The sequence below is a fragment of the Stenotrophomonas sp. NA06056 genome (assembly GCF_013364355.1).
In the GTDB taxonomy this organism is placed as follows: Bacteria; Pseudomonadota; Gammaproteobacteria; order Xanthomonadales; family Xanthomonadaceae; genus Stenotrophomonas.
The window spans coordinates 1,825,249-1,846,849 of sequence record NZ_CP054931.1 but is presented as its reverse complement, the minus strand read 5'-3'; the positions used below and the strand labels follow the sequence as shown (position 1 = coordinate 1,846,849).

Sequence of the window (21,601 nt, the reverse complement as noted above, 5' to 3'; positions counted from 1 at the left end):
AGTGCATTCCTACCCGCGCAGCGTGGCGCCACCGTCCACGTACAGGTCACTCATCGCCACGTGCCCGGCCTGCTCGGACAGCAGGAACATCACCGCCTGCGCGATGTCCTCCGGCGTGGCCAGCTTGCGCAACGGAATGCCCGCCTTGTAGGTCGCTGGATTGCCGGCAATCACCCGTGCCGCGCCCTGCTCGTCTTCCCACATGCCGGTCTGCATCGGGGTCAGCGTGGAGCCCGGTGCAACGATGTTGCAGCGGATGCCCTGCGGCGCAAGCTCCAGCCCCAGGCATCGGGTGAACATCGTCGCCGCCGCCTTCGAGGCCGCGTAAGCGGCCATGCCGTGCCGTGGCACGCCCCCCGCGTTGGAGCTGACAGTCACGATGGCACCTTGCCTGCGCGGCGACATCACCCGCGCCAATGCGCGACCGACATGGAACACACCGTCGGCATTGACCGCGAACACCCTGCGCCAATCCGCGTCGCTGGTGTCCACGACCTCGCCGACATGCAGCACACCGGCCACGCTGGCCGCCAGCATGATCGGCCCCGCCGTGGCTTCCACATGATCGACCAGGGCATCCACAGCCGCGCCGTCGGTAACGTCCAGTGCGAAGGCCTGCACGCGCCCATCGTCGGTCACCAGCGCGGGGCGCTCGCGATCGGTTGCCACCACACGGCACCCTGCGTCCAGCAGCTGCCCCACCAATGCGGCGCCGATACCTCCCGCTGCGCCGGTCACCAGCGCCACATTGCCTTCAAAACCCGTCAACTGCACGTTGCATTCTCCTGTTGCCTGTCCCATTGCTGCAGGCGCGCCGACAACCACGGTGCCAGCTGTGCCACGGCATCGCGACCGGTCAGTTCGGCGTGCAGGAACGGCAGCTCGATGGCATCCACCTGCAACGCATGGGCCTTCCACAGCGCGGACTGCAGCTGCGGCCGTGCCTGATGATCACGTCCGGCGCGCACATGCGCCAGCGTTCCCACGAAGGGTCGGTGCTGGTGTTCGCGGATCAGTCGATTGGTACCGGTCACCGCCCGCACCACGCCGTCTAGCACCACCTCGGGCAGGCTGCCCAGCGCGCTGCCGCCGCGCCGCAGGAAGGCGAGGATGCGCGCACGGTCGTCCAGCTCGGGATGCGCGTCAGGATCGTGCCCCGCGATGGCCAACAGCGCCCGGAGCGCCGCGATCGGGTCGGGCTCCGGTTCGGCACGCCAGCATTCGCTGGGATAGGCATCGAGCAGCACCAGTTCACCGACCTCGCGCCCGATGTCGTGCAGGCGCACGGCCATCGCCTGCGCGAGGATGCCGCCCACCGACCAGCCAAGCAGATGGACCGGCCCCTGCGGCTGCAGGGTGATCACCCGCTGCACATAGTCATTGGCCATGGCCTCGATGCTGCCTGGCAGGGGTTGCGTGGCATCGAGCGCGGGTGATTGCAGCCCGTACACCGCGCGCGTTGGCCGCAGCGCCCGCGCAAGCGCGCGATAGTTCCATGCAATGCCGCCCGCCGGGTGCAGCACGAACAAGGGCGCGACAGTTGGCTCGTCGGACGCAGACAGTGCAATCACCGGCCCCAACGCGTGGTCGGCACGTACGGGCGGCTCGGCGATGCGTGCCGCCAGCGCGGCAACGGTCGGCTGCGCGAACAGCGCGCCGAGGCCCAGCTCGCAACGCCAGCGCTGCTCGATGGCCAGCAGCAGGTGCACGGCCGAAAGCGAGTCGCCACCGAGACTGAAGAAATCCACATCGACAGCCACCGGCGATTCCCGCCCCAGCGCCTGCGCGAACAGGCCGGCCAGTTCCTGCTCCAGCGGCGTGCGCGGTGCCTGCCCAGCGATCTCCTGCTGCGACGGCTTCGGCAGCGCGGCCCGGTCCAGCTTGCCATTGGACGTCACCGGCCAGTGATCCACGCCCACGAACGCAGACGGCACCATGTAGTCCGGCACACGCGTCAGCAGATGACTGCGCAGCAGCGCTGCATCGTCCTGGGTCGACGGCACATAGGCGACCAGTCGTGCCTCGCCGGGAAGATCATCGCGCAACAGCACTTCCACCCGGTCCATGCCAGGCAGCTCGCGCAATGCCGCTTCGATCTCGCCAAGCTCGATGCGCAGGCCGCGCAGCTTCACCTGGTGGTCGCTGCGCCCGAGGTATTCGACAGCACCGTCGGCCCGCCAGCGCGCCACGTCGCCAGTACGATAGATGCGCTCCGCCGGCAGGAACGGATCGGCCAGAAAGCGCTCGGCAGTCAGATCGTCGCGGCCGAGATAGCCGCGCGCCAACTGCACACCGCCGAGGTAAAGGTCACCTGCCACGCCCACCGGCACGGGCTGCATCCGTGCGTCAAGCACATACAGGCGGGTGTTCCAGACCGGAAAACCGATCGGCACCGGGCGCGAGCGGTCATCGGCCGACGCCGGCCACCAGCTCACATCCACAGCAGCTTCGGTCGGCCCGTACAGGTTGTGCAGTTCGGCGTGCATTCTCGCGTGGAAGCGATCACGCAGGGCGGCATCCAGCGCCTCGCCACTGGTGAACACGCGCCGCAGCTGCAGGTCCCGGGAAGCCGGTGCCGCCAGGAACGCGTCCAGCATCGACGGCACGAAGTGAGCGGTGGTGATGCCATGCTCGCGGATCAATCGCGCCAGCTCGGTCGGGTCGCGGTGTGCGTCCGGCCCTGCCAGCACCAGCGTCGCGCCGCACAGCAGCGGCAGGAAGAACTCCCAGACCGATACGTCGAAGGTCGCCGGGGTCTTCTGCAGAATCCGGTCGTCGGCACCGATGCCATAGTGCTCGCGCATCCACAGCAGGCGATTGACGATGGCGCGGTGCTCGATCACCACGCCCTTGGGCTCGCCTGTCGAACCGGAGGTATAGATCACATAGGCCGCATCGTCGCCCATCGGGCCCGGCCACGGTGCGGCGAAGCTCAGATCGGTCCATTGATCCGGCGACAGCACCGGTACGTCTGCCAACCGGGATTGCACGCCGGCCTCTGCCAGCACACAGACCGGTTGCGCGGATGCCAGGATGCGCGCCAGGCGTTCAGCCGGATGGGCAAGGTCCAGTGGCAGGTACGCGCCGCCTGCGCGCAGTACCGCCAGCAGCGCCACCACCAGCTCCAGCGAACGCGGCATCGCTACGGCGACAACGGTGCCGGGACCAACGCCCAGCGAGCGCAGCTGCGCGGCCAGGGCGAAGCTGCGCGCCTCCAGCGTGGCGTGGTCCAGCGTCGTATCGCCGAACACCAGCGCCGGTGCCGACGGATCACGGTCCATGCCCTGCTGCAGCAGTTCGACCAGGGTGGTGTCAGGCAGCGGATGCGTGGTGGCATTGAAGCCCTGCACGACCTGCTTCGATTCTTCCGGCGTGGCCAGCGGCACCGCCGCGATGTGTTCGGCCTGCAGCGCCGCCGACACGAAATGCAGCAACCGCCGGGTATGCGCCTTCACGTCGTGCAGACCGTACAGCGCAGGGTTCGCTTCAATCTCCAGATCCAGCAGGGTCTGTCCATCGCCGCGGAAGCCCAGTGTCAGATCGTCGACCGGACCGGTACTCAGCACCTCAAGCGAGGCCTGCACACCCGGCAGCGCCAGCGGCTTGTAGAAGGGTTGCACGTTGATCAACGGCCCATGCAGGCGATGCTGTGCACCGACCAGCCCGAGGTCACGACGCAACTGCTCGCCACGGTAACGGCCATGCTTACGGCCCTGGCTCAGCTGGCGCCCGATGCGCCGGCAGAATTCCTCGACGCTCTCATCGCCGCCCGCCACCCGCAGCGGCAGCACGTTCATCACCATCGCCGGCACCCGCGCCGCAACGCTGCCCAGGCGCGCCATGTAGGGCATGCCGAGCACGACTTCCTCGGACGCGCTCATGCGGCGCACATACTCGGCGGCCAATGCGGCGAGCACATCCGGCCACGGCTGCAGCCACGACGCCGAAACCTGCAGCAGTCGCTCGCGCAAGGCGGGGTCCACCGGCTGTACCCAGCGCACGGCATCGTCACTGGCAGCGGCGGTGCCGGCAAGGCCGGTGGAGGCCGGCGCGCCCTGCAGTGCCTGCAGCCACCACTGCCTGTCGGCGTCTCGGCGCGCATCGCTGCGGTAGCTGGCATCGTCGGCCAGCACGCCCGCCAGCGCAGGCAACGCGCTACCCGTGCGGCCCGCGTACAGGGCGCAGACGCGGTCGCTGAACAACGCCATGCCGTAGCCATCGGTAGCCAGGTGATGCACGCGCAGGTACCAGGCCCAGCGCTGGCCACCCAGGTTGAACAGCACCTGCTGGCTCAGTCGGTCGCGGGTGGGATCGACCGCGCTGGAGCGATCAGCCTGCATCGCAGCGCGCGCCGCCTGCTGTGGATCGGCCGCCGCGGAGACATCGCGCAGCTGTAGTGATGGCACCCGTGTGGGTTCGTGCCATTGCACGGGCTGGCCGTCCTCGGTCTCGGCGAAACGCAGTGCCAGCGCTTCGGCCTCGGCGGCGGCCTGGTTGGCGGCAGCAGTGAACGCTGCCACATCCAACGGACCCTCGATCCACACCGCGTGCGCGGTGTTGAATGCAGGATTTTCGGGGGCCAGCCGCTGGGCAAACCACAGCCCGGCCTGCGCCTCGGTCAGCGGCAGCGGCGATCCGTTCATGCCGTCTGCGCGGCCTGCAGCTGCTGCACCATGGCCCACCACTGGCGCAGCGTGGTGTGTTCGGCCAGCTGCGAGAACTCCAGTGGCAGCCCGGTATTGCCCCAGGCCAGCACCAGCCCCAGCATGCGCATCGAATCCAGGTCCAGATCGATCAGGTTGTCATCGTCGCCGATGTCGGCCGCCTGGCAGTCCAGTACGCGGGCGACGTCGGTACGCATGCGCTCCAGGGTCAAGGTTTCGGTCGTCGCGTTCATCACAATGCTTCCAGCAGCTGGTCGGTGGTCATCGGTACGCCGCAGGTGCGGGCGATCCAGTGCAGTGCCTGATCATGGTCGGCACGCGAGAAGTCCGCCACGGCATCGGCGGCGATGAAGGTTTCGATGTCGCGCTGGAACGCTTCGACCGCCGTAGCGGTGCATCCGATGTGCGCGTAGACGCCGGTGATCAGCAGCTGGTCGCGGCCACGCACGCGCATCAGCGTCTCCAGGTTGCTGCGCTGGAATGCGCTGTAGCGGTGCTTGACCAGCACATGCTCACCCGCCGCCGGTGCCAGCGCGTCGATGATCGGCTCATGGTCGGCACGCCGGCCCATGCCCGGGCCCCACAGGTCTGCCTGCAGGCCGCGGTCACGCCGGTCCTGGTCACCGTGCTGGGCGGTGTAGAACACCGGAATGCCGTGCGTACGGCAATGCCCCAGCAGACGCGCGATGTTGTCCACCGCCGGACGCAGCGGCGCGTTGCCCGCATCGAAGGCGGCGAGGAAGTAGCGCTGCATGTCGTGCACCAGCAAGACAACACGATCACGCTGGGGACGCCAGTTACCGCGCGCCTGCGGCAGTTCCGCGGCGGTCGGAAGGGAATACGGGGCAATACGGGGCAGCGCCATCAGCGCGTTCCTCCTGTCTGTTGCAGATGACGCGCGCGCAGTTGCGCACGCAGTTCGCGGCGGCTGATCTTGCCAACCGCCGTGGTATCGAAGCTGTCCACGAAAACAATCTGATCGGGCACCTTGAACGCGGCGAGGCCACGTCCACGCATCCAGGCCTTCAGCGCCGGCGCCTTGATCACCTCGCCCTGCTGGATCACGAAGGCGCAGCTGCGCTCGCCCAGATAGTCGTCAGGAATGGAGACCACGGCGGCATCGAACACGCTGCCATGGGCCAGCAGATGGTCTTCGATCTCCTCGGCAGAGATCTTCTCGCCCGCTCGGTTGATGTGGTCGCCGGCACGGCCCTGCACCACCAGGTAGCCGCCGGGCAGCTGCTGCACGCGGTCACCGGTGCGATAAAAGCCATCGTCGGTGAACGAGCGTGCACTCGCCGCCGCATCGTTGTGGTAACCGCGGATGGTATACGGGCCCCGCGTGAGCAGATGGCCGACCTCGCCTTCTGCAACGGGATTATCGTGGTCATCGACCACGCGAACTTCATCATCGGCACTGATCGGCCGCCCTTGGCAGGCGACGATCAGTTCCTGCGGATCATCCAGCCGGGTGTAGTTGACCAGACCTTCGGCCATGCCGAACACCTGCTGCAACGTGCAACCCAGGCCATCGATGACCCGTCGTGCGGCTTCCGGCACCAGCTTCGCGCCACCGACCTGCAGGACCTGCAGGCTGGACAGATCGTGCTTGCTGGTCGCCGCCGCCTGTGCCCACAGCAGCGCCAGCGGCGGTACCAGGCCGCAGCAGGTCACCTGCTCGCGCGCGATCAACGGGAATGCCGCATCCGGGCCCGGGCCCGGGCTGAGCACCACGCGGGCACCGGCGTACAGCGCACCGAAGAAGCCGGGCGAACTCATCGGGAAGTTGTGTGCCGCCGGCAGCGCGACCAGGTACACGCTGTCGCGGTCGATGCCACAGATTTCGTTGCTGGCGCGGAACGAGTAGATGTAATCGTCGTGCGTGCGCGGAATCAGCTTTGACAGCCCGGTGCTGCCACCGGATATCTGCAGGAACGCTACCGACTGCGGATCTGGGTCGGCTGGCAGCTGGCCGCGGTCGCCCTGCAGCGATTCCAGCGCGACGAACTCGGCCGCTTCGCCATCGATCAGCACGTGGCGTACCGCCGGCACTTCATCCTGCAGCGCGCGCGCCAGGCCACGATGGTCGAAGCCCTCATGTACATCGGTGCTGATGTAGGCACTGGCCTCGGCCTTGCGGGCAAAGTGCGCCAGCTCGGTGATGCGGTGCGCCGGCAGCGCGTATACCGGCACCAGCCCGGCGCGGAACAGCCCGCAGACGGTACTGATGAAACTGGCGGTGTTGCCAAGCTGCACCAGCACGCGCTCACCGGGCTGCAGGCCCAGCGCCAGCAGGCCGGCACCGATGCGCCCGGCCTCATGCCAGAGCTGCGCATAGCTCAGCCGCACATCGCCGGCCACCACTGCGATGTCATCGGCATGGCGCTCGGCGCGTTCGCGCAGGAAGCCGGGGAAGGTCTCGCCACGCCAATGACCTGCAGCCCGATAGCGCGCGACCAGCGCTTCAGGCCATTGCTGCTGCAGCGGCAGGCGGGAGTCAACGGCGGACGGGATCATGCGGATACCTCGATCAGGGGCAGCGGGTCCTGCACGCCCAGCGCGTTCAACAGCGCAGCGAATTTGGCGGCGGTCTCGGCGACCTCGGCGGCGGGCTGCGAGTCGGCGACGATGCCTGCACCGGCATACAGTCGCAGTTGGGTGCCCTGCAGGCGCGCGCAACGGATCGCCACATACCAGTCGCCGTCACCCTGTGCATCCAGCCAGCCCACGGCGCCGGCGTAGAAGCCACGTGGTACCGGTTCCAGCGCACGGATGCGCTGCAGTGCGTCCAGCCGCGGTGTACCGCAGACGGCCGGGGTGGGATGCAGCTCGGCCAGCAGTGTCGCCGCCGAGGTGGCAGCGTCCTTCAGCGTGGCGTGGATGCGCGTGCCCAGATGCCACATGCTGGCGGTAGCGTGCAGCACCGGGCGCGGCTGCGCCTCGACGTGGCTGCACCAGGGCGACAGGCCATCGACGATGGCTTCAACCACATGGCGGTGCTCGTCGTGATCCTTTGCCGATGCCAGCAACGCCTGCGCGGCACGCTCGTCGGCCGCCGGATCAGCACTGCGCCGTGCCGAACCGGCAAGCGGGTGCGACAGTACCTGCGCACCGCGCTTGCGCAGCAGCAGCTCCGGCGTTGCGCCCACCAGCCACGCCGGTGCCTGGCCGACGTCCACCGGCAGCGGCACGGCGTAGGTCGCCACCGAAGGATCGGTACCCAGGCGGGCCAGCAGCATTTCCGGCGACAGCGCCTGCTGTGTGTGCGCCAACAGACTGCGCGCCAGCACCACCTTGTGCAGCGCCGGATTGGGCGCGCGCATGGTGCTGACCGCGTCGGCCACCGCCGCTGCGTAGTCCTGTGCGGACGGCTCGGCGGTCAGTGCGCCGGACAGCGCCGGTGCCGCCTGCGACTGCACGGGCAACGCCGGCAGCAACCGTTCGGGCTGGTACAACGCATCATCGGCGCGTGGCTCGAACGGCACCGCGCCGACCAGCAGGCCCGGGCCACCGCGCTGTTGCGCGAAGAACGTGGCCACGCGCTCGGCCAGTGTCGCCAGCGCCCCCGTCGGCAACGGTGCGCGGCAACCCCGCGCATGCATCTGCTGATCGGCCTGCCGCAACAGGAACAGCGAGGCTTCAGCGGTGGGTTCCGGCAGCATCGACGCAGCCTCCGGCCACGCACCCTGCATCAGGGAATCGTTCATGGGGTCTCCTTCATCCGATACGCTGCGGCCAGCACACACAACACCAGCAGCAGTACGCCGACCAGCAGGTAAGGCAGGCTGGCCCCACCGCGATACAACAGGGTGCCGAGCATCGGCCCGGCCACCATGCCCAGGCCCTGTGCCGCCGCGACCGTGCCGGCTGCCGCGCCCTGCTCGTGCGACTGCACCGCATCGGCGGCCAATGCCTGGAAGGAGGGAAACACAAAGCCCATGCCGAATGCCGCCAGCGCGTACGCTGCTGGCAATTGCCAGGCCTGCTGCACAGCGGCCACCGACGCGAAGCCGATACCGGCAATCAGGGCGCCGAGGATGATCCAGCGCCGGGGATGCACGTCCAGCTTCATCACCAGCCCCTGCGCGAGGATCAGGCCCACGCCCACCGCGGTCAGGGCGATGCCGGCCATGCGCGCGCCTTCGGCTGCGTCCAGACCGAGGCGGTCAATGGCGAAGAAGCCCACCGTGACTTGGGCGATGGTGACCGACACCATCGCCACGAAGGCCGCCATCTGCGGCAGGCGCAGGCGCGGGTCGAGGCGCGACAGTGGTACGCGCCTGCGGCTTTCTGCGGCCGCCATCGGTGGCGTGGAAGGCAAGCGCCACGCCAGCAGGCCCAGCGCGAGCAACGGCAACAGTGCTGCCACGTACAGTGCCAGCGGCAGGTTCTTGTAGGCCAGCCAGCCGGCGGCAGCCGGGCCCAGCACCATGCCCAGCGCATTGGCGCTGCCCAGCCGGGCCAGGAATTTGGTGCGTTGCCCGGGCGGGGCCTGGTCTGCGATCAGCGCAGCGGCGGTTGGCGGCACTGCTGCATAGAACAGGCCCACCAGCCCACGCGCGCCTACCAGCACCAGCACCGACACCAGCACCGGCGGTATCGTCTGCAGCGCGACATCGATGAACACCGCCAACGCGATGTAGACCAGCGTGTAGGCGCTCATGGCCAGCACCAGCACGCGCTTGCGGCCGATGCGATCGCTGAGCTGGCCCCAGGGGCGAGCGGCCAGCATCCACAACACACCCGCGGCCGTGACCGATAGACCGGCATGCCATTCAGACAGGCCCAGCAGGCGGACCACCGGGCCGATGACGGCGACGAAGGACATCATCGCCATGGTGCCGATCAGGGCAGCCAACACCAGCGCCGGCAAGCCGGGAACCACGGGACGTGCATGCATGGAACACCAACCGTAACCAAGGAGGGAACGCCGGGCGCCTCCGCACCCCGCGCGACGTCGCTTTGTCAGGCGGCGACGCCATCCTTAAATGATAACGGCTCGCATTTGCATTTGATACCCATTCGCTTAACGGGCATGCACCCGAGGGTGCATCACTGCCCTGCGCGTACCGACAGCAGGCCGCGACGCTTGAACCACCACTCCAGCGGCAGGGTCACCAGCGGCGGAATCGCGGCCAGCAAGGCCAGCCCTGTTGCCCACCACGGCCAGCGCAGACGCAGCGCCGCAAACAGGGTGACCGCCACGTAGACCATGAACGCCACGCCATGCAGCGGCCCGAACAGTTTCACCAGCGCGACGTTGGCCTGCGGGCCGTACTTGAGCCACATGCCGACCAGCAGGCCGGCCCAGGTGATGGCCTCGATGAAGGCGACGACTGCGAACAGGCGTCCGGTCGGGTGCATGGGGTTGGGTTGGGTCATGCGCGGCTCCGGCGACAGGATCAAACGCGAATGATACGCAGATGCGAACGTTCCGGACACCGAGGGTAGCGCCGGGCCATGACCGGCGAACCGTAGATCTGTGTCCACCAAGGTGGACAGCTATCGAAGCGTATCCGGCAGGACCTGTTCCCCGATCTCACGCAGTACGTCGTCCAGCGGCCGGCCGTTGTCCACAAGGTTGAACATCACATGCGCCACGCCCTGCGCGTGCACCCGCAACAGATAGTCGCGCAGGCCATCGCGGCCCACCTTCAGGCCCAGCGGCAGTGGCTCTGCCGGCGCAGCCGGGTCGGCCTGCAGGTCCAGCAGCATCGACTGCACGAACGGTTTGGGCGCACCGCCGCGCTGGGCCAGGGCCTGCTGCCACAGACCAATGCGCCCTTCCTGCGCGGTCTCTTCGCGGTGATAGGTCGCCCAGCCTTCGGCTTCGCGCGCGATCCACTGCAGGCTCTGCCGCGCAGTACCGACCACCAGCATCGGAATGCGCCTGGCCGGCGCGGGCAGTACGTCGTACCCACCGGTTGCCTGCAGCACCGATGCACGCTCTGAGGATTCGGGGGACAGCGCCGCACGCAGCAGCGACCAGCGTTCGCGGAAGGTCGTTGCCCTGCTTTCCAGATCCTCACCGAACACCGCGAACTCCTCAGGTCGATCACCCGACCCAAGGCCCAGCACGAAGCGCCCACTGCTGATCCGGTCCAGCGTCAGCGCCGACTTCGCCACCTGCAGCGGTTGCCGCAACGGCAGCACGATGGCCGCCGTGCCGATCACGATGCGTTCGGTCGCCGCAGCCAGCATTCCCAGCCACAGGAACGGATCATCCAGCGCGCTGGCAGTCGCGTCTGGCCCCTGCGGCACCATCAACGGCACATCCCGGGTCCACAGCGCCGCGAAACCGAGATCGTCGGCCAGCCTCGCGGTGCGTCGTGCCTCACGCGGATCGGCCAAGCCACGCGCGGCCACCGGCGTCATGAGGCCAAGGCTGAGGCCCTGCGTTGGAAACAGGCGTGCATGGGCGGGATTGAAATCAGTCATGCCGCCAGCTTAGCGTGGGGCATTGATGTCGTCCCGCCACTGGAAGTACAGCACATGACCAGGATCCGCCCCGCCCATGTCGATGACCTGCCCGCGATCAGCGCGGTGTGCATGGCGGCGTTCACTGCAGCCGTTGCGCCCATGCTCACCGTCGAGGGCATCGCCACCTTCGGCACGGTGGCCGCTGCCTCTGCGTTCGGCGAGCGGCTGCAGGGCGACAACCACATCCTCGTGGCCGAACAGGCAGGCCGGGTGGTCGGCGTGGTGGAACTGAAGGCCGGCCAGCATCTGGCAATGCTGTTCGTTGCGCCCGAACTGCAGGGGCAAGGCATTGGTCGTGCCCTGCTGCAGGCGGTGCTGCCGAAGGCGCGTGGCCCGCAGATGACCGTCCGCGCCTCGCTCAACGCGGTGCCCACCTATGAACACTATGGATTCGTGCTGGATGGTGACGTCGGCGAGTTCAACGGCCTGATCTACCAGCCGCTGGTGTTGATGGTGCCCGCTCTGGTGGGTGCAGACCCTGGTCCGCACTGATGTCCAGCCCACATGCCGTGCTGCGCATGCGACATAAGCAAACTGCATCAGCCAGTACCCCGGCCGTTCCTACAATGGCCCATCACCCTGTCCTTCGAGATGCTGCCGATGCGCGTCGCGCTTTCCCTGTTGCTGCTGGCCTCGGCCCTGAGCGCCTGCTCACCCGCTTCCGCCCCGGTGCCGCCGGCGCAGGCCGCAGCCACCGCCCCGGCCTCCGCCATCGCTTGGCGCCAGGGCGATGTGGATGATGCTTTCAACGAAGCCGCCGAGAGTGGTAAGCCGGTGCTGCTGTACTGGGGCGCGGTGTGGTGCCCACCGTGCAACCAGCTCAAGGCCGGCTTGTTCAAGGATCCGGCCTTCATCGCCCTGACCGGCAAGTTCGTGCCGGTGTACCTGGACGGCGACGAGGAAGGCGCACAGGCATGGGGCGAACGCTTCGGTGTACGCGGCTATCCGACCCTGATCGTGCTCGATCCGCAGCGCAACGAAATCACCCGCGTGGCCGGCGGCAACGACGCAGCCGAACTGACCCGGGCACTGACTGTCGCCGCCAGCCGGCGCAGCGCCGTCGCCGAGACCTTGGCCACCGCACTGGCGACACCGGCCAAGCTTGGCGCCGAAGACTGGCAGGTGCTGGGCGACTACGGCTGGGAGGTCGATGCCAACCGCCTGGCCGGCAAGCGCAGCACGCAGGACGTGCTGCAGCAGCTGGCAGGGGCCGCACCTGAACCTGCGCTGCAGCGTCGCTTCGCGCTGCTTGCGTTGGCGACGGCCGAGAAACCGGCAACAGCGCCCACCCAGGTACGCGAACTGTTGCAGGCCGTGCTGGCGCAACCGGCGGAAGTACGTCGCAACCGCGAGCTGCTGGGCTATGCCGGCGCCGGGCTGGTCAAGCAGGCCAGTGCCGGTCCGGCCAGCAGCAATGCCCTCGGTCAGCAGCTGCTGGTCGCGCTGGAACGCGCCGATGCCGCGCGTGGTGATCGCGCTGACGATGCCTTGTCACGCGCGTTGACCGAACTGGCGCTGGCCCGCCAGCAGCAGCCCGAAGGCGCACTGCCGGCAGCACTGGTTGAACGGGTAAAGCAACGCGTGGCAGCCGCCGATGCCGCCGCCACGGACGCGCATGCGCGCCAGGCCACCATCAGCAGTGCCGTCTACGCGCTGCGTCAGGTCGATGACGATGCCGGCGCCGAGGCCTTGCTGCTGGCGGAACTGAAGCGCAGCGAGCAGCCTTACTACTATATGCCGGAGCTGGCCGAACTGGCCGAGCAGCGCGGCGATACCGCCGGCGCCCTGGAGTGGTTGAAGCGTGCCTACGAGGGCGCGCAGGGGCCTGCCACCCGCGTGCAGTGGGGCGTGCTGTACGTGGAGGGGCTGTTGCGGTTGGCGCCCGATGATGCACCGCGCATCGAGCAGGCCACCGAGGCGTTGATCGCCGAGCTGGACAAGCAGCCGTCCGGCTACCACCAGCGCACGCGTCAGCGCTTCGAGCGGCTGGCCGGACAACTGCAGGCGTGGAGCGCCAAGCACAAGGGTGCGGAGACGCTGGCACGGTTGCAGCAGCGGATGCAGACCGCCTGTGGTGATCAGGTTGATAGCGCCTGCAAGGATTGGTTGAGCTGACGTCAGACGCAGGATTCGACGGATACCGGTAGTGCCGGCCGCTGGCCGGCAGCCCCGACCATCACCAGCTGCCGGCCAGCGGCCGGCACTACCCCTTCTCCTCTCGCCTTTGACGTCGCCTCCCCGCCCACGCGATCCCGGGACAGTCAACGCGCCCACAGCGCCCGCTTTTCAATCACTCCGCTTGACCTCAACCAATGTTGAGGTGCGATAACAGTCTCCCCACGGCCACACCACACCGCTGGCCTTCCCCACGGAGACTGTCTCGATGTCGTACTCGCTTCCCGCCCTCCCCTATGCCTATGACGCGCTCGAGCCGCACTTCGATGCGCGCACGATGGAGATCCACCACAGCAAGCACCATCAGGCCTACGTCAACAACCTCAATGCCGCGCTCGAACAAGCAGGCCTGCCGGCGCAGCCGGTGGAAGCCCTGATCGCCGACCTCGATGCCCTGCCCGAATCGATCCGCGGCGCCGTGCGCAACAACGGCGGCGGCCACGCCAACCACAGCCTGTTCTGGACCGTCCTCAGCGCCAATGGCGGCACGGCCGATGACGAGCTTGCGGCCGCCATCGATCGCGACCTCGGCGGCTATGACGCCTTCAAGGAAACCTTCAGCAAGGCCGCACAGACCCGCTTCGGCAGTGGCTGGGCGTGGTTGACCGTCGATCACGAGGGCCGCCTGCAGGTCGAAAGCAGCGCCAACCAGGACAGCCCGCTGATGGGCGCAGCGGCTGGCGCGTCCGGCAACACCCCGATCCTGGCTCTGGATGTGTGGGAACACGCCTACTACCTGCATTACCAGAACCGCCGCCCGGACTACATCGGCGCGTTCTTCAACCTCATCAACTGGGCCGAAGTCGGCCGGCGCTACCGCCAGGCCAGGGCCGCATGAACGGCGACACCGGTGCATATGCCGGGCCGTGGGCAGGGGTCTTCCCCGCTCCGGCGCCGGTGCCGTCAGCCAGCCTGCCGCCGCGTGCCCTGCGGCGGCTGCTCGGCCATTTCCCTACCGGTGTGGCGATCGTCTGCGCCCGTGATGCGCAGGGAAAGCCGCAGGGGCTGACCATCAACTCGTTCGTGCCGATCTCGCTGCAGCCGCCGCTGGTGCTGTGGAACCTGGCCCTGCATGCGCAGAGCCTGTCCACGTTCCAGCGCGCCACCCAGTTCGCGATCAGCGTGCTCGGTGCCGGGCAGGAGGCCCTGGCGCGCCGATTCGCCGACCCGCAGGTGCGCCATCGATTCACCGATGTGCTCTTGCTGGACGATGGTGAGGACGCGCCACCGCGGATCGCCGGTGCCGTCGTCCACCTCACCTGCACCCGCCACGCGCAGTGGCCGGTCGGCGATCACCTGCTGCTGGCCGGGCGCATCGTCGATGTGCAGGAGGAAGGCGGCGCACCGCTGCTGTTCCATCGCGGTCGCTTCCAGGCGGGGCCGCTGGAAACCCTGGTGGAGGTGCGCTGATGGACATCGAAACGCTGGAAAGGATGCTCGCCGCCGGCAAGGACAGCGCGCTGCTGCGCTTTGGCCTGGGCAAGGGCTGGCTGGACGCAGGCGATCCGGTGCGTGCAGCCACCCATCTGGGCCGCTGCGTGGTGCTGGACCCCGATTATTCGGCGGCCTGGAAGCTGCTGGGCAAGGCATGGCTGGCCGGTGGCCAGCCGCAGGCGGCGCGCGAGGCGTGGCAACGCGGGCTCAGCGTGGCCGGCAACAAAGGCGACCAGCAGGCCCGCAAGGAGATGCAGGTGTTCCTGCGCAGGCTCGACCGCCAGTCGCCTGCGCTGTTGGCGAAGGCCGGCTGAAACTCAGCCGGCGTTGGCCGATGCCGGTGCCGGCATGATGTCCGGCATCGGCAGGCGGCGCGGCTTGCTCGGGAATGCGTGGCGCAGGATGCGCCAGACCACCTGGGTGAACTGCCGCGGCAGCGAGCCGTTGTTGTAGTGCTGGCCGTAACGACGGCAGATGTCCTTCACTTCCTTGGCGATCGCCGCATAGCGGTTGGCCGGCAGGTCCGGGTAGAAGTGGTGCTCGATCTGGTGGCTGAGGTTGCCAGACAGCACGTTGATCACGAAACCGCCGCTGATGTTGGACGAACCGCGCAGCTGGCGCAGGTACCAGTGGCCGCGCGATTCATTGCGCAGGCATTCCTTCGGGAACGTTTCCGATTCGGCGGTGAAGTGACCACAGAAGATGATCACGTAGGTCCAGATGTTGCGCAGGCCGTTGGCCACCATGTTGCCCAGCAACACCGGCAGGAAGAACGGACCGGCCAGCAGCGGGAAGAACACATAGTCCTTCAGCACCTGGCGGATCATCTTGCGTGCCACCGGACGGGTCTGCAGCCACATCGCGCGGCTGCTGATGCGCCCCTTGAACCAGCGGCCCAGGCGCAAGTCCTGCGCAGCCACGCCCCACTGGAACAGCAGCGCGAAGATCGGTGCGATGATCGGCTGCAGCAGGTAGAACGGCTTCCAGCGCTGTTCCGGGAAGATGCGCAGCAGGCCATAGCCGATGTCATCGTCCATGCCACGCACGTTGGTGTAGGTGTGGTGGCGGAAATTATGGGTCTTGCGCCAGTTGTCGGCGGTGGCAACGATGTCCCATTCGTAGGTGTTGCCGTTGAGCTTGGGGTCGCCGGTCCAGTCGTACTGGCCATGCATCACGTTGTGGCCCAGCTCCATGTTTTCCAGGATCTTGGCCAGCGCCAGCAGCAGGGTGCCGGCGATGCAGGCCGGCCACAGCAGCGGCGCCCAGAACAACGGCGAGAACGCACCCAGGAACAGCAGGCTGCGGCCGAGCACGCCGGACCAGCGCACAGCCGCGGCGACACGGCGGATGTAGCGGGTATCGGACGCGCCGAGGCTGCCGATCACACGGTCGCGGATCGCATCGAGTTCCTCACCAAACGTCTGCATCTCGGCAGGGCTCAGGGCACGGTCGGTAGCGCGGGTCATGGCGGCGGGGTCCTCAGACATCCAGGGTCAGGTCGGTGGTCGGCGCGCTCACGCAGATCCGCACCGGCACGGCCGTTTCGGACTGGGTGTCGCCGGTGCGCAGGTGGCGGGTGGTGCCACTGACGCGTTCACAGGTGCAGCTGTTGCAGATGCCCATGCGGCAGCCGTGCTTGGGCGCGATGCCCTGCGCCTCCAGGCTTTCCAGCAGCGAGCGGCCACGCGGCACGATCAGCCGCCGGCCACTGCGGGCCAGGGTCAATGCGACCTCACCCAGGCTGTCGGCATCACTGAGTGCTACCGGTGGGGTAAAGGCTTCCGCCTGGAAACCGGCCACCTGCTGGGCCAACCGCGCGCGCGCAGCGGCAACGAAGCCGTCCGGGCCACAGGCCAGTACATGGCGCTGCGCCAACGGGGTGTCGTCACCGGCCACGGTCAACGTGTGGCTGTCGATACGCGCGGCCGGCACCTCGCCTTCGCGGGTGGTCAGCAAATGCACGCGCAGGTTCGGATGCGCCGCAGCCAGGGCCAGCAGTTCATCGCGGAACTGGAACGCCGCGGTGCTGCGCTCCCAGTAGAACAGGTCGACCGGGGCAGCCAGCGGGCGCTGGCAGGCGTCGCGCAGCAGGCTGCGCATGGGCGTGATGCCGCTGCCGGCTGCCAGCAGCAATACCGGCGCTGCGGCAGGCACGTGGAAATCACCGAAGGCCGCGTCCAGCCGGAACAGGTCGCCCGGCTTGGCATGTGCGACCAGATGCTGGCTGACCTTGCCGCCTTCCACCGCCTTGACGGTAATGGCCAGCTCGCGGCGGCCCAGGCGGGTCGGGCTGTAGCTGCGGCGCAATACACGCCCCTCAAGCTCAACGCCGAGGGTGACGTGCTGGCCGGCGCGCATCCCGGCCCAGTGCCGGTTGCAGCGCAGGACCAGGGTCGCGGCGCCCTCGCCGGCCGGCTCGCGACGTACCAGGCGGGCCATCGGCTCTCGCAGGGTCCACAACGGATTCAGCTGGCCCGCCCAGAAGTCGAACAGCGACGGCGACAGCCAGCGGTACGGAGAAAGCAGGGAAGGTCGGACGACAGCGCTCATGGGCGCACTATACGGCCGCACACACAGCTGTGTATACATGTGTATATTGCACCGGATTGGGTATGATTCAGCCTTGCCCCACCGGAAGTGCCATGGCCGCCGCCACCGTTCTGTCTCCGCCTGAAGATGCCAACAGCCCGGCCCGCCGTACGGTGAGCCGTGAGGATCTGTTGGCCGCCGCGTTGAAACTGATCGGCCCGCATCGCAGCCTGTCCACCCTCAGCCTGCGCGAAGTCGCGCGCGAGGCCGGCATCGCACCCAACAGCTTCTATCGACAGTTCCGCGACATGGACGAACTGGCCGTCGCCCTGATCGACGTGGCTGGGCGCTCACTGCGCACCATCATCGGCGAAGCCCGCCAGCGCGCTACGTCCAGCGCCACCAGCGTGGTGCGCGTGTCGGTGGAAACCTTCATGGAACAGCTGCGCGCCGACGACAAGCTGCTGCACGTGCTGTTGCGCGAAGGCGCGGTCGGCTCGGATGATTTCAAGCACGCGGTCGAACGCGAACTGCACTACTTCGAAGAAGAGCTGCAGCACGACCTGGTGCGCCTGGCCGCACTGGATGGCGCGGTGCTGTACAAGCCGGAACTGGTGTCGATGGCGATCACCCGGCTGGTGTTTGCAATGGGCGCTTCGGCCATGGACCAGCCTCCGGAGAACGACCCGGAACTGGTCGAACAGATCTCCACGATGATCCGCATGATCATCGTCGGCGCGCGCACTCCCGCCGCCTTCCGTCGCGGCTGACCCCTTCCGGTGCATGACCACCGGCACGCTTCCGTGCGCATTGTGTAATGTTATAACACTCGAATTCGAGTAAAGACCATGGTCCCGCCGCAAGCTGAAGCGACAATATAGCAATTGCTATATTGATGACCTTCTGCTTTCATGTGCGCCAGCCAGGTCGCCCTCGCCGCCCTCCCTCCCCAAGGACGACGCCCTCATGCGCATTGCTGCCCCCTTTCTCCGCCAACTGCCGCTGGCTGCCGGTATCGCCGCCGCGCTGCCACTGGCCGCAGTCGCTGCACCGCCCTCACCCACCGAGCTGGACCGGGTGCAGGTGAAGGTCAGCACCGCCACGCGCAGCGAACGCCTGCTGTCGGACGTGCCGATCCGCACCGAAGTGCTGCGCAAGGAAGACATCGCCCTGCGCGCGGCCACCGATTTCTCCCGCGCGGTGGAGCTGATCAATGGCCTGCGGGTGGAAAGCAACTGCCAGAACTGCAACACCAGTGAAGTGCAGCTGCTGGGACTTCCCGGTGCCTACAACCAGTTGCTGTTCGATGGCATTCCACTGCTGTCCACGCTTGGCAGCGTGTACGGACTGGAACAGATTCCGGCCGGGTTCGTCGATCGCATCGAAGTGGTCAAGGGCGGTGGTTCGTCGCTGTACGGGCCGGGTGCGGTGGCCGGTGTCATCAATCTGATTCCGCCGCTGCCCGCACGCAGCGGTGGCCATGTGCAGGCCGGCGTGGATGTGCTGAAGGGCACACCGCAGAAGAACGCCGACGTGCGCCTGGACATGGTCGCCAGCGAAGCCGATGCTGGACTGTCGGTGATCGCCCAGCGCAACTGGAACAGCGGCATCGACTACAACGGCGACGGCTATACCGAGATCACCCGCAAGAACCTCAAGGTGGGTGGCCTGCAGGCCTGGTATGCGCCGAATCCGGGCACGCGCCTGCGGCTGGACCTGCAGGTGACCGATGAGAGCCGTCGCGGTGGCAATCGCCTCGACCAGCCCGAACACCTGGCCAACATCGCCGAATCTCTGGACACCCACTACCGTCGCGGCAGTCTGTCATGGGACCAGGAAGTGAGCAGCAACGTCGACTTCCGGCTGGCCTATGCCTTCGCCGACATCGACCGCGACAGCTTCTACGGTGGCCTTGGTGACGTGGTCACCGATCCATCGGCACCCGGCTACGATCCTTCACAGCTGGACCCGAACGTACCCGGCAGCGCGGCGTCACGCTCGTGGCGCCAGTACGGGCGCACCCACAACCCGCTGCACTACGTCGACAGCCAGTTGAACTGGCGCTTGGGTGCACACACGCTTGCGTTCGGCGTGCAGTACAAGCACGAGGGCCTGCGTGACGACAATCGCGATGGCGCGGGCCAGCGCCTGGCCGTGCTTGAGGATGCGACCTTCCACAACGTCGGTGCGTTCGTGCAGGACGAATGGAGCGTACGCGATGACGTCGACCTGGTGCTGGGTGCGCGCGTGGACAAGAGCTCGGAACTGGACAGCGCGGTGTTCTCACCACGTGTCGCCCTCGCCTGGCAGGCGACGCCTCGGCTGAAATGGCGTGCGGGCATCGCCACCGGGTTCCGTGCACCGGAAATCTTCGTCGAGGATGTGCACGTCGATACCCTCGGCGGCGAACAGGTGCGCGTGCACAACACCGATGGCCTGAAGGAAGAGCGCGCGTTGACCACCCTCTTCGGCTTCGACTGGCGTTCGGATCCGGCCAATCCGGTGTGGAGCTGGGATGCCACCGCGTCCTACGCACGCATCCGTGACACCTTCGCGCTGGGCGAGATCCAGCGCGGCGATGATGGCCAGCTGACACAGCTGCGCTACAACGCGTCCGGCTCGAACGTGCTGGGCATGGAAACCAACGTCGGCTGGCAGCCCTCTCCGCAATGGCGGCTGACGACCGGTGCGTCGTGGTACCGCTCGCAGTTCCGCGAGGCGCAACGCATCTTCGATGACACCGGCGACGGCGGCGACAAGGTGATCGACAGCCGCGACTACCTGAAGACGCCGCGATGGACCGGCCTGGCCCAGCTCAGCTGGATGCCCGCCGAGCCGTGGGAAACCTTTGTCGCGCTGCGCCATACCGGACCGATGTCGGTGCTGAATAACCGGCTGGGCGAGTTGCACCGCACACGTTCGTTCCTGGTCACCGACCTTGGTGCGCGCTGGCACCGCCACCTCGGCGCGCAGGCACAGCAGGAAGTATCGGTGGCCGCGGGCGTCAAGAACGTGTTCGATCAGCGCCAGAAAGATCTGGAAGTGGGCGCGCTGCGAGACAGCGACTACGTGTATGGTCCACGTTTCGCCCGCTCGTGGTACGTGAACCTGCGCTATGCGTTCTAGCTGGCTGCCCGCACTGCTGCTGGCACTGGCATGGCCTGCTGCGGCGGCCGACCTGCACGCGCAGGTCGCGGCGTCGCTGATGCGGCCCGAGCCACGTGCCCTGCGGCCGATGCACTGGTCGCCACCACCGAAACTGATCGCGCTGTATTTCGGTGCCGACTGGTGCGCACCCTGCCATGCCTTCGTGCCGACCCTGCGCGGCGTGCGCGACGCGCTGCGCGAGGCCGGCGCCGATACCGAGGTGGTGTATGTCAGCCTGGATGAAAGCGAGGCGGCGTTGCGGCGCTACATGCAGCTGCAGGAGATGCCGTGGCCGGTGCTGGACCCGCGTCGCGCGAAGCGCATGCCGGCACTGCAGGCATTGGCGGGCCCGGCCCCGCCCAACCTGGTGCTGATTGATGCGCAGGGCACTGTGCTGGCCAATGGCTGGCAGGGGCGGCGCTACGGAGGCCTGCAGCCGGTATTGAAGGAATGGACGAAACGGGCGTGTGCGCAGGAACAGGCGCGCTGCCCCGATGACGGCATTCAACCCCGGTAGCGCCGGGCCATGCCCGGCAAAATGAGTGCCGCAGCAATGCGCCCGCCGGGCATGGCCCGGCGCTACCGCTACGGCGCCCCGCCCTCGGCCTTGCGCACGAATTCCTCGAACAGCGCCAAAGTCTGTTCACTGACATGGTGCTCGATACCTTCAGCATCACGCCGCGCGGTATCCGGGTCCACGCCCAGCGCCAGCAGGAAGCGCTCCACGGTCTGGTGGCGCTGGCGGCTGGCGTGGGCCAACGCCTCGCCCTCCGGGGTCAGGAACACGCCTCGGTACGGGCGCTGCACTACCCAGCCATCACGGGCCAAGCGCCGAAGCATCTTCGCCACGGTCGGCTGGGCCACGCCCAGGCGGGTGGCGATGTCGACCTGGCGGGCCTCGCCGCCGTCGGCCAGCAGGTCGGAGATCAGCTCGACATAGTCCTCCACCAGTTCCATCCGGTGTGCTTCGCGCACTTGCCGGAAGCTCTCGACCTGGCGCTCGGCCTCGATCAAGGGGGTGCTTTTCAGCGATGTCGACTCGTCCGTCTTGCCCACGCGTGTGCCTGTCCTGCAGTTGTCATCGGGTGCGAACCTGAATTCTGGACCAGTGACGCAGTAAAGACGATTGTTTCACATTGCTATGCGATATAGCAGTGGCTATATTGGCAGCC

Annotated in this window: 20 protein-coding genes; 8 read left to right on the top strand and 12 right to left on the bottom strand. The window is 67.6% G+C overall.

The window, feature by feature from the left end:
• Positions 1 to 9 precede the first annotated feature (9 nt).
• The 9 genes from HUT07_RS08185 to HUT07_RS08145 form a co-directional block, all read right to left on the bottom strand.
• Positions 10 to 774, bottom strand: a complete 765-nt coding sequence (locus tag HUT07_RS08185; protein ID WP_176020515.1) for a 2,3-dihydro-2,3-dihydroxybenzoate dehydrogenase — start codon at positions 772 to 774, stop codon at positions 10 to 12.
• Positions 765 to 4,643, bottom strand: coding sequence for a non-ribosomal peptide synthetase (locus HUT07_RS08180; protein WP_176020514.1), 3,879 nt, complete (start codon positions 4,641 to 4,643; stop codon positions 765 to 767). The genes HUT07_RS08185 and HUT07_RS08180 overlap by 10 nt, the downstream gene beginning before the upstream one ends.
• Positions 4,640 to 4,897, bottom strand: a complete 258-nt coding sequence (locus HUT07_RS08175) for a phosphopantetheine-binding protein (RefSeq protein ID WP_176020513.1) — start codon at positions 4,895 to 4,897, stop codon at positions 4,640 to 4,642. The genes HUT07_RS08180 and HUT07_RS08175 overlap by 4 nt, the downstream gene beginning before the upstream one ends.
• Positions 4,897 to 5,529 carry an isochorismatase family protein gene (locus tag HUT07_RS08170; protein WP_176020512.1) on the bottom strand — a complete coding sequence of 211 codons (633 nt, stop codon included), beginning with the start codon at positions 5,527 to 5,529 and terminating at the stop codon, positions 4,897 to 4,899. The genes HUT07_RS08175 and HUT07_RS08170 overlap by 1 nt, the downstream gene beginning before the upstream one ends.
• On the bottom strand, positions 5,529 to 7,181 hold the full coding sequence (locus HUT07_RS08165) for an AMP-binding protein (RefSeq protein ID WP_176020511.1): 1,653 nt from the start codon (positions 7,179 to 7,181) through the stop codon (positions 5,529 to 5,531). Before HUT07_RS08165 ends, HUT07_RS08170 begins: the two co-directional genes overlap by 1 nt.
• Positions 7,178 to 8,371, bottom strand: coding sequence for an isochorismate synthase (locus HUT07_RS08160; RefSeq protein WP_176020510.1), 1,194 nt, complete (start codon positions 8,369 to 8,371; stop codon positions 7,178 to 7,180). The genes HUT07_RS08165 and HUT07_RS08160 overlap by 4 nt, the downstream gene beginning before the upstream one ends.
• Positions 8,368 to 9,564, bottom strand: coding sequence for an MFS transporter (locus HUT07_RS08155; RefSeq protein WP_176020509.1), 1,197 nt, complete (start codon positions 9,562 to 9,564; stop codon positions 8,368 to 8,370). Before HUT07_RS08155 ends, HUT07_RS08160 begins: the two co-directional genes overlap by 4 nt.
• A 152-nt stretch (positions 9,565 to 9,716) precedes the next feature.
• A complete protein-coding gene (locus HUT07_RS08150; protein ID WP_254898826.1) occupies positions 9,717 to 10,046 on the bottom strand; it encodes a DUF3817 domain-containing protein in 330 nt (109 codons plus the stop codon).
• A gap of 120 nt (positions 10,047 to 10,166) precedes the next feature.
• Positions 10,167 to 11,102, bottom strand: coding sequence for a TIGR03571 family LLM class oxidoreductase (locus HUT07_RS08145; protein ID WP_176020508.1), 936 nt, complete (start codon positions 11,100 to 11,102; stop codon positions 10,167 to 10,169).
• A gap of 54 nt (positions 11,103 to 11,156) precedes the next feature.
• Here HUT07_RS08145 and HUT07_RS08140 point away from each other — a divergent pair, with 54 nt between their 5' ends.
• The 5 genes from HUT07_RS08140 to HUT07_RS08120 all read left to right on the top strand — a co-directional run bounded on the left by HUT07_RS08140 (position 11,157) and on the right by HUT07_RS08120 (position 15,067).
• Positions 11,157 to 11,636, top strand: a complete 480-nt coding sequence (locus HUT07_RS08140; RefSeq protein WP_176020507.1) for a GNAT family N-acetyltransferase — start codon at positions 11,157 to 11,159, stop codon at positions 11,634 to 11,636.
• Positions 11,637 to 11,735: 99 nt separating this feature from the next.
• The gene (locus HUT07_RS08135; protein ID WP_176020506.1) at positions 11,736 to 13,259 is read left to right on the top strand and encodes a thioredoxin family protein; all 1,524 of its coding nucleotides are present in this window, start codon (positions 11,736 to 11,738) and stop codon (positions 13,257 to 13,259) included.
• 268 nt (positions 13,260 to 13,527) lie between these two features.
• Positions 13,528 to 14,157 (top strand): superoxide dismutase, encoded by a 630-nt coding sequence (locus HUT07_RS08130; RefSeq protein WP_176020505.1) that lies wholly within the window; start codon positions 13,528 to 13,530, stop codon positions 14,155 to 14,157.
• Positions 14,154 to 14,729: a flavin reductase family protein gene (locus HUT07_RS08125; RefSeq protein WP_176020504.1), complete on the top strand. Its 576-nt coding sequence runs from the start codon at positions 14,154 to 14,156 to the stop codon at positions 14,727 to 14,729. Before HUT07_RS08130 ends, HUT07_RS08125 begins: the two co-directional genes overlap by 4 nt.
• On the top strand, positions 14,729 to 15,067 hold the full coding sequence (locus HUT07_RS08120; protein ID WP_176020503.1) for a tetratricopeptide repeat protein: 339 nt from the start codon (positions 14,729 to 14,731) through the stop codon (positions 15,065 to 15,067). The genes HUT07_RS08125 and HUT07_RS08120 overlap by 1 nt, the downstream gene beginning before the upstream one ends.
• 3 nt (positions 15,068 to 15,070) lie before the next feature.
• Here HUT07_RS08120 and HUT07_RS08115 read toward each other — a convergent pair whose 3' ends face one another.
• Positions 15,071 to 16,219: an acyl-CoA desaturase gene (locus HUT07_RS08115; protein WP_100552731.1), complete on the bottom strand. Its 1,149-nt coding sequence runs from the start codon at positions 16,217 to 16,219 to the stop codon at positions 15,071 to 15,073.
• Positions 16,220 to 16,232: 13 nt separating this feature from the next.
• On the bottom strand, positions 16,233 to 17,342 hold the full coding sequence (locus HUT07_RS08110; RefSeq protein WP_176020502.1) for a ferredoxin reductase: 1,110 nt from the start codon (positions 17,340 to 17,342) through the stop codon (positions 16,233 to 16,235).
• Positions 17,343 to 17,395: 53 nt separating this feature from the next.
• Between HUT07_RS08110 and fabR the strand changes: the two genes are divergently transcribed.
• The 3 genes from fabR to HUT07_RS08095 all read left to right on the top strand — a co-directional run bounded on the left by fabR (position 17,396) and on the right by HUT07_RS08095 (position 20,946).
• The gene (gene fabR / locus HUT07_RS08105) at positions 17,396 to 18,052 is read left to right on the top strand and encodes an HTH-type transcriptional repressor FabR (protein WP_033831321.1); all 657 of its coding nucleotides are present in this window, start codon (positions 17,396 to 17,398) and stop codon (positions 18,050 to 18,052) included.
• Between the two features lie 196 nt (positions 18,053 to 18,248).
• Complete coding sequence (locus HUT07_RS08100; protein ID WP_176020501.1) at positions 18,249 to 20,408, top strand: TonB-dependent receptor; 2,160 nt, start codon at positions 18,249 to 18,251, stop codon at positions 20,406 to 20,408.
• Complete coding sequence (locus tag HUT07_RS08095; RefSeq protein ID WP_176020500.1) at positions 20,398 to 20,946, top strand: thioredoxin-like domain-containing protein; 549 nt, start codon at positions 20,398 to 20,400, stop codon at positions 20,944 to 20,946. Before HUT07_RS08100 ends, HUT07_RS08095 begins: the two co-directional genes overlap by 11 nt.
• Before the next feature lie 68 nt (positions 20,947 to 21,014).
• On the opposite strand, the gene mntR is transcribed toward HUT07_RS08095, so the two are convergent.
• Positions 21,015 to 21,485: a manganese-binding transcriptional regulator MntR gene (gene mntR / locus HUT07_RS08090; RefSeq protein ID WP_176020499.1), complete on the bottom strand. Its 471-nt coding sequence runs from the start codon at positions 21,483 to 21,485 to the stop codon at positions 21,015 to 21,017.
• Between the last annotated feature and the right edge of the window lie 116 nt (positions 21,486 to 21,601).

Bases quoted from the DNA above. Each gene is read 5' to 3' on its own strand.
- HUT07_RS08180 (WP_176020514.1), bottom strand. From the start codon at position 4,643: ATGAACGGATCGCCGCTGCCGCTGACCGAGGCGCAGGCCGGGCTGTGG.
- HUT07_RS08175 (WP_176020513.1), bottom strand. From the start codon at position 4,897: ATGAACGCGACGACCGAAACCTTGACCCTGGAGCGCATGCGTACCGAC.
- HUT07_RS08170 (WP_176020512.1), bottom strand. From the start codon at position 5,529: ATGGCGCTGCCCCGTATTGCCCCGTATTCCCTTCCGACCGCCGCGGAA.
- HUT07_RS08165 (WP_176020511.1), bottom strand. From the start codon at position 7,181: ATGATCCCGTCCGCCGTTGACTCCCGCCTGCCGCTGCAGCAGCAATGG.
- HUT07_RS08160 (WP_176020510.1), bottom strand. From the start codon at position 8,371: ATGAACGATTCCCTGATGCAGGGTGCGTGGCCGGAGGCTGCGTCGATG.
- HUT07_RS08155 (WP_176020509.1), bottom strand. From the start codon at position 9,564: ATGCATGCACGTCCCGTGGTTCCCGGCTTGCCGGCGCTGGTGTTGGCT.
- HUT07_RS08150 (WP_254898826.1), bottom strand. From the start codon at position 10,046: ATGACCCAACCCAACCCCATGCACCCGACCGGACGCCTGTTCGCAGTC.
- HUT07_RS08145 (WP_176020508.1), bottom strand. From the start codon at position 11,102: ATGACTGATTTCAATCCCGCCCATGCACGCCTGTTTCCAACGCAGGGC.
- HUT07_RS08140 (WP_176020507.1), top strand. From the start codon at position 11,157: ATGACCAGGATCCGCCCCGCCCATGTCGATGACCTGCCCGCGATCAGC.
- HUT07_RS08135 (WP_176020506.1), top strand. From the start codon at position 11,736: ATGCTGCCGATGCGCGTCGCGCTTTCCCTGTTGCTGCTGGCCTCGGCC.
- HUT07_RS08130 (WP_176020505.1), top strand. From the start codon at position 13,528: ATGTCGTACTCGCTTCCCGCCCTCCCCTATGCCTATGACGCGCTCGAG.
- HUT07_RS08125 (WP_176020504.1), top strand. From the start codon at position 14,154: ATGAACGGCGACACCGGTGCATATGCCGGGCCGTGGGCAGGGGTCTTC.
- HUT07_RS08120 (WP_176020503.1), top strand. From the start codon at position 14,729: ATGGACATCGAAACGCTGGAAAGGATGCTCGCCGCCGGCAAGGACAGC.
- HUT07_RS08115 (WP_100552731.1), bottom strand. From the start codon at position 16,219: ATGACCCGCGCTACCGACCGTGCCCTGAGCCCTGCCGAGATGCAGACG.
- HUT07_RS08110 (WP_176020502.1), bottom strand. From the start codon at position 17,342: ATGTATACACAGCTGTGTGTGCGGCCGTATAGTGCGCCCATGAGCGCT.
- fabR (WP_033831321.1), top strand. From the start codon at position 17,396: ATGGCCGCCGCCACCGTTCTGTCTCCGCCTGAAGATGCCAACAGCCCG.
- HUT07_RS08100 (WP_176020501.1), top strand. From the start codon at position 18,249: ATGCGCATTGCTGCCCCCTTTCTCCGCCAACTGCCGCTGGCTGCCGGT.
- HUT07_RS08095 (WP_176020500.1), top strand. From the start codon at position 20,398: ATGCGTTCTAGCTGGCTGCCCGCACTGCTGCTGGCACTGGCATGGCCT.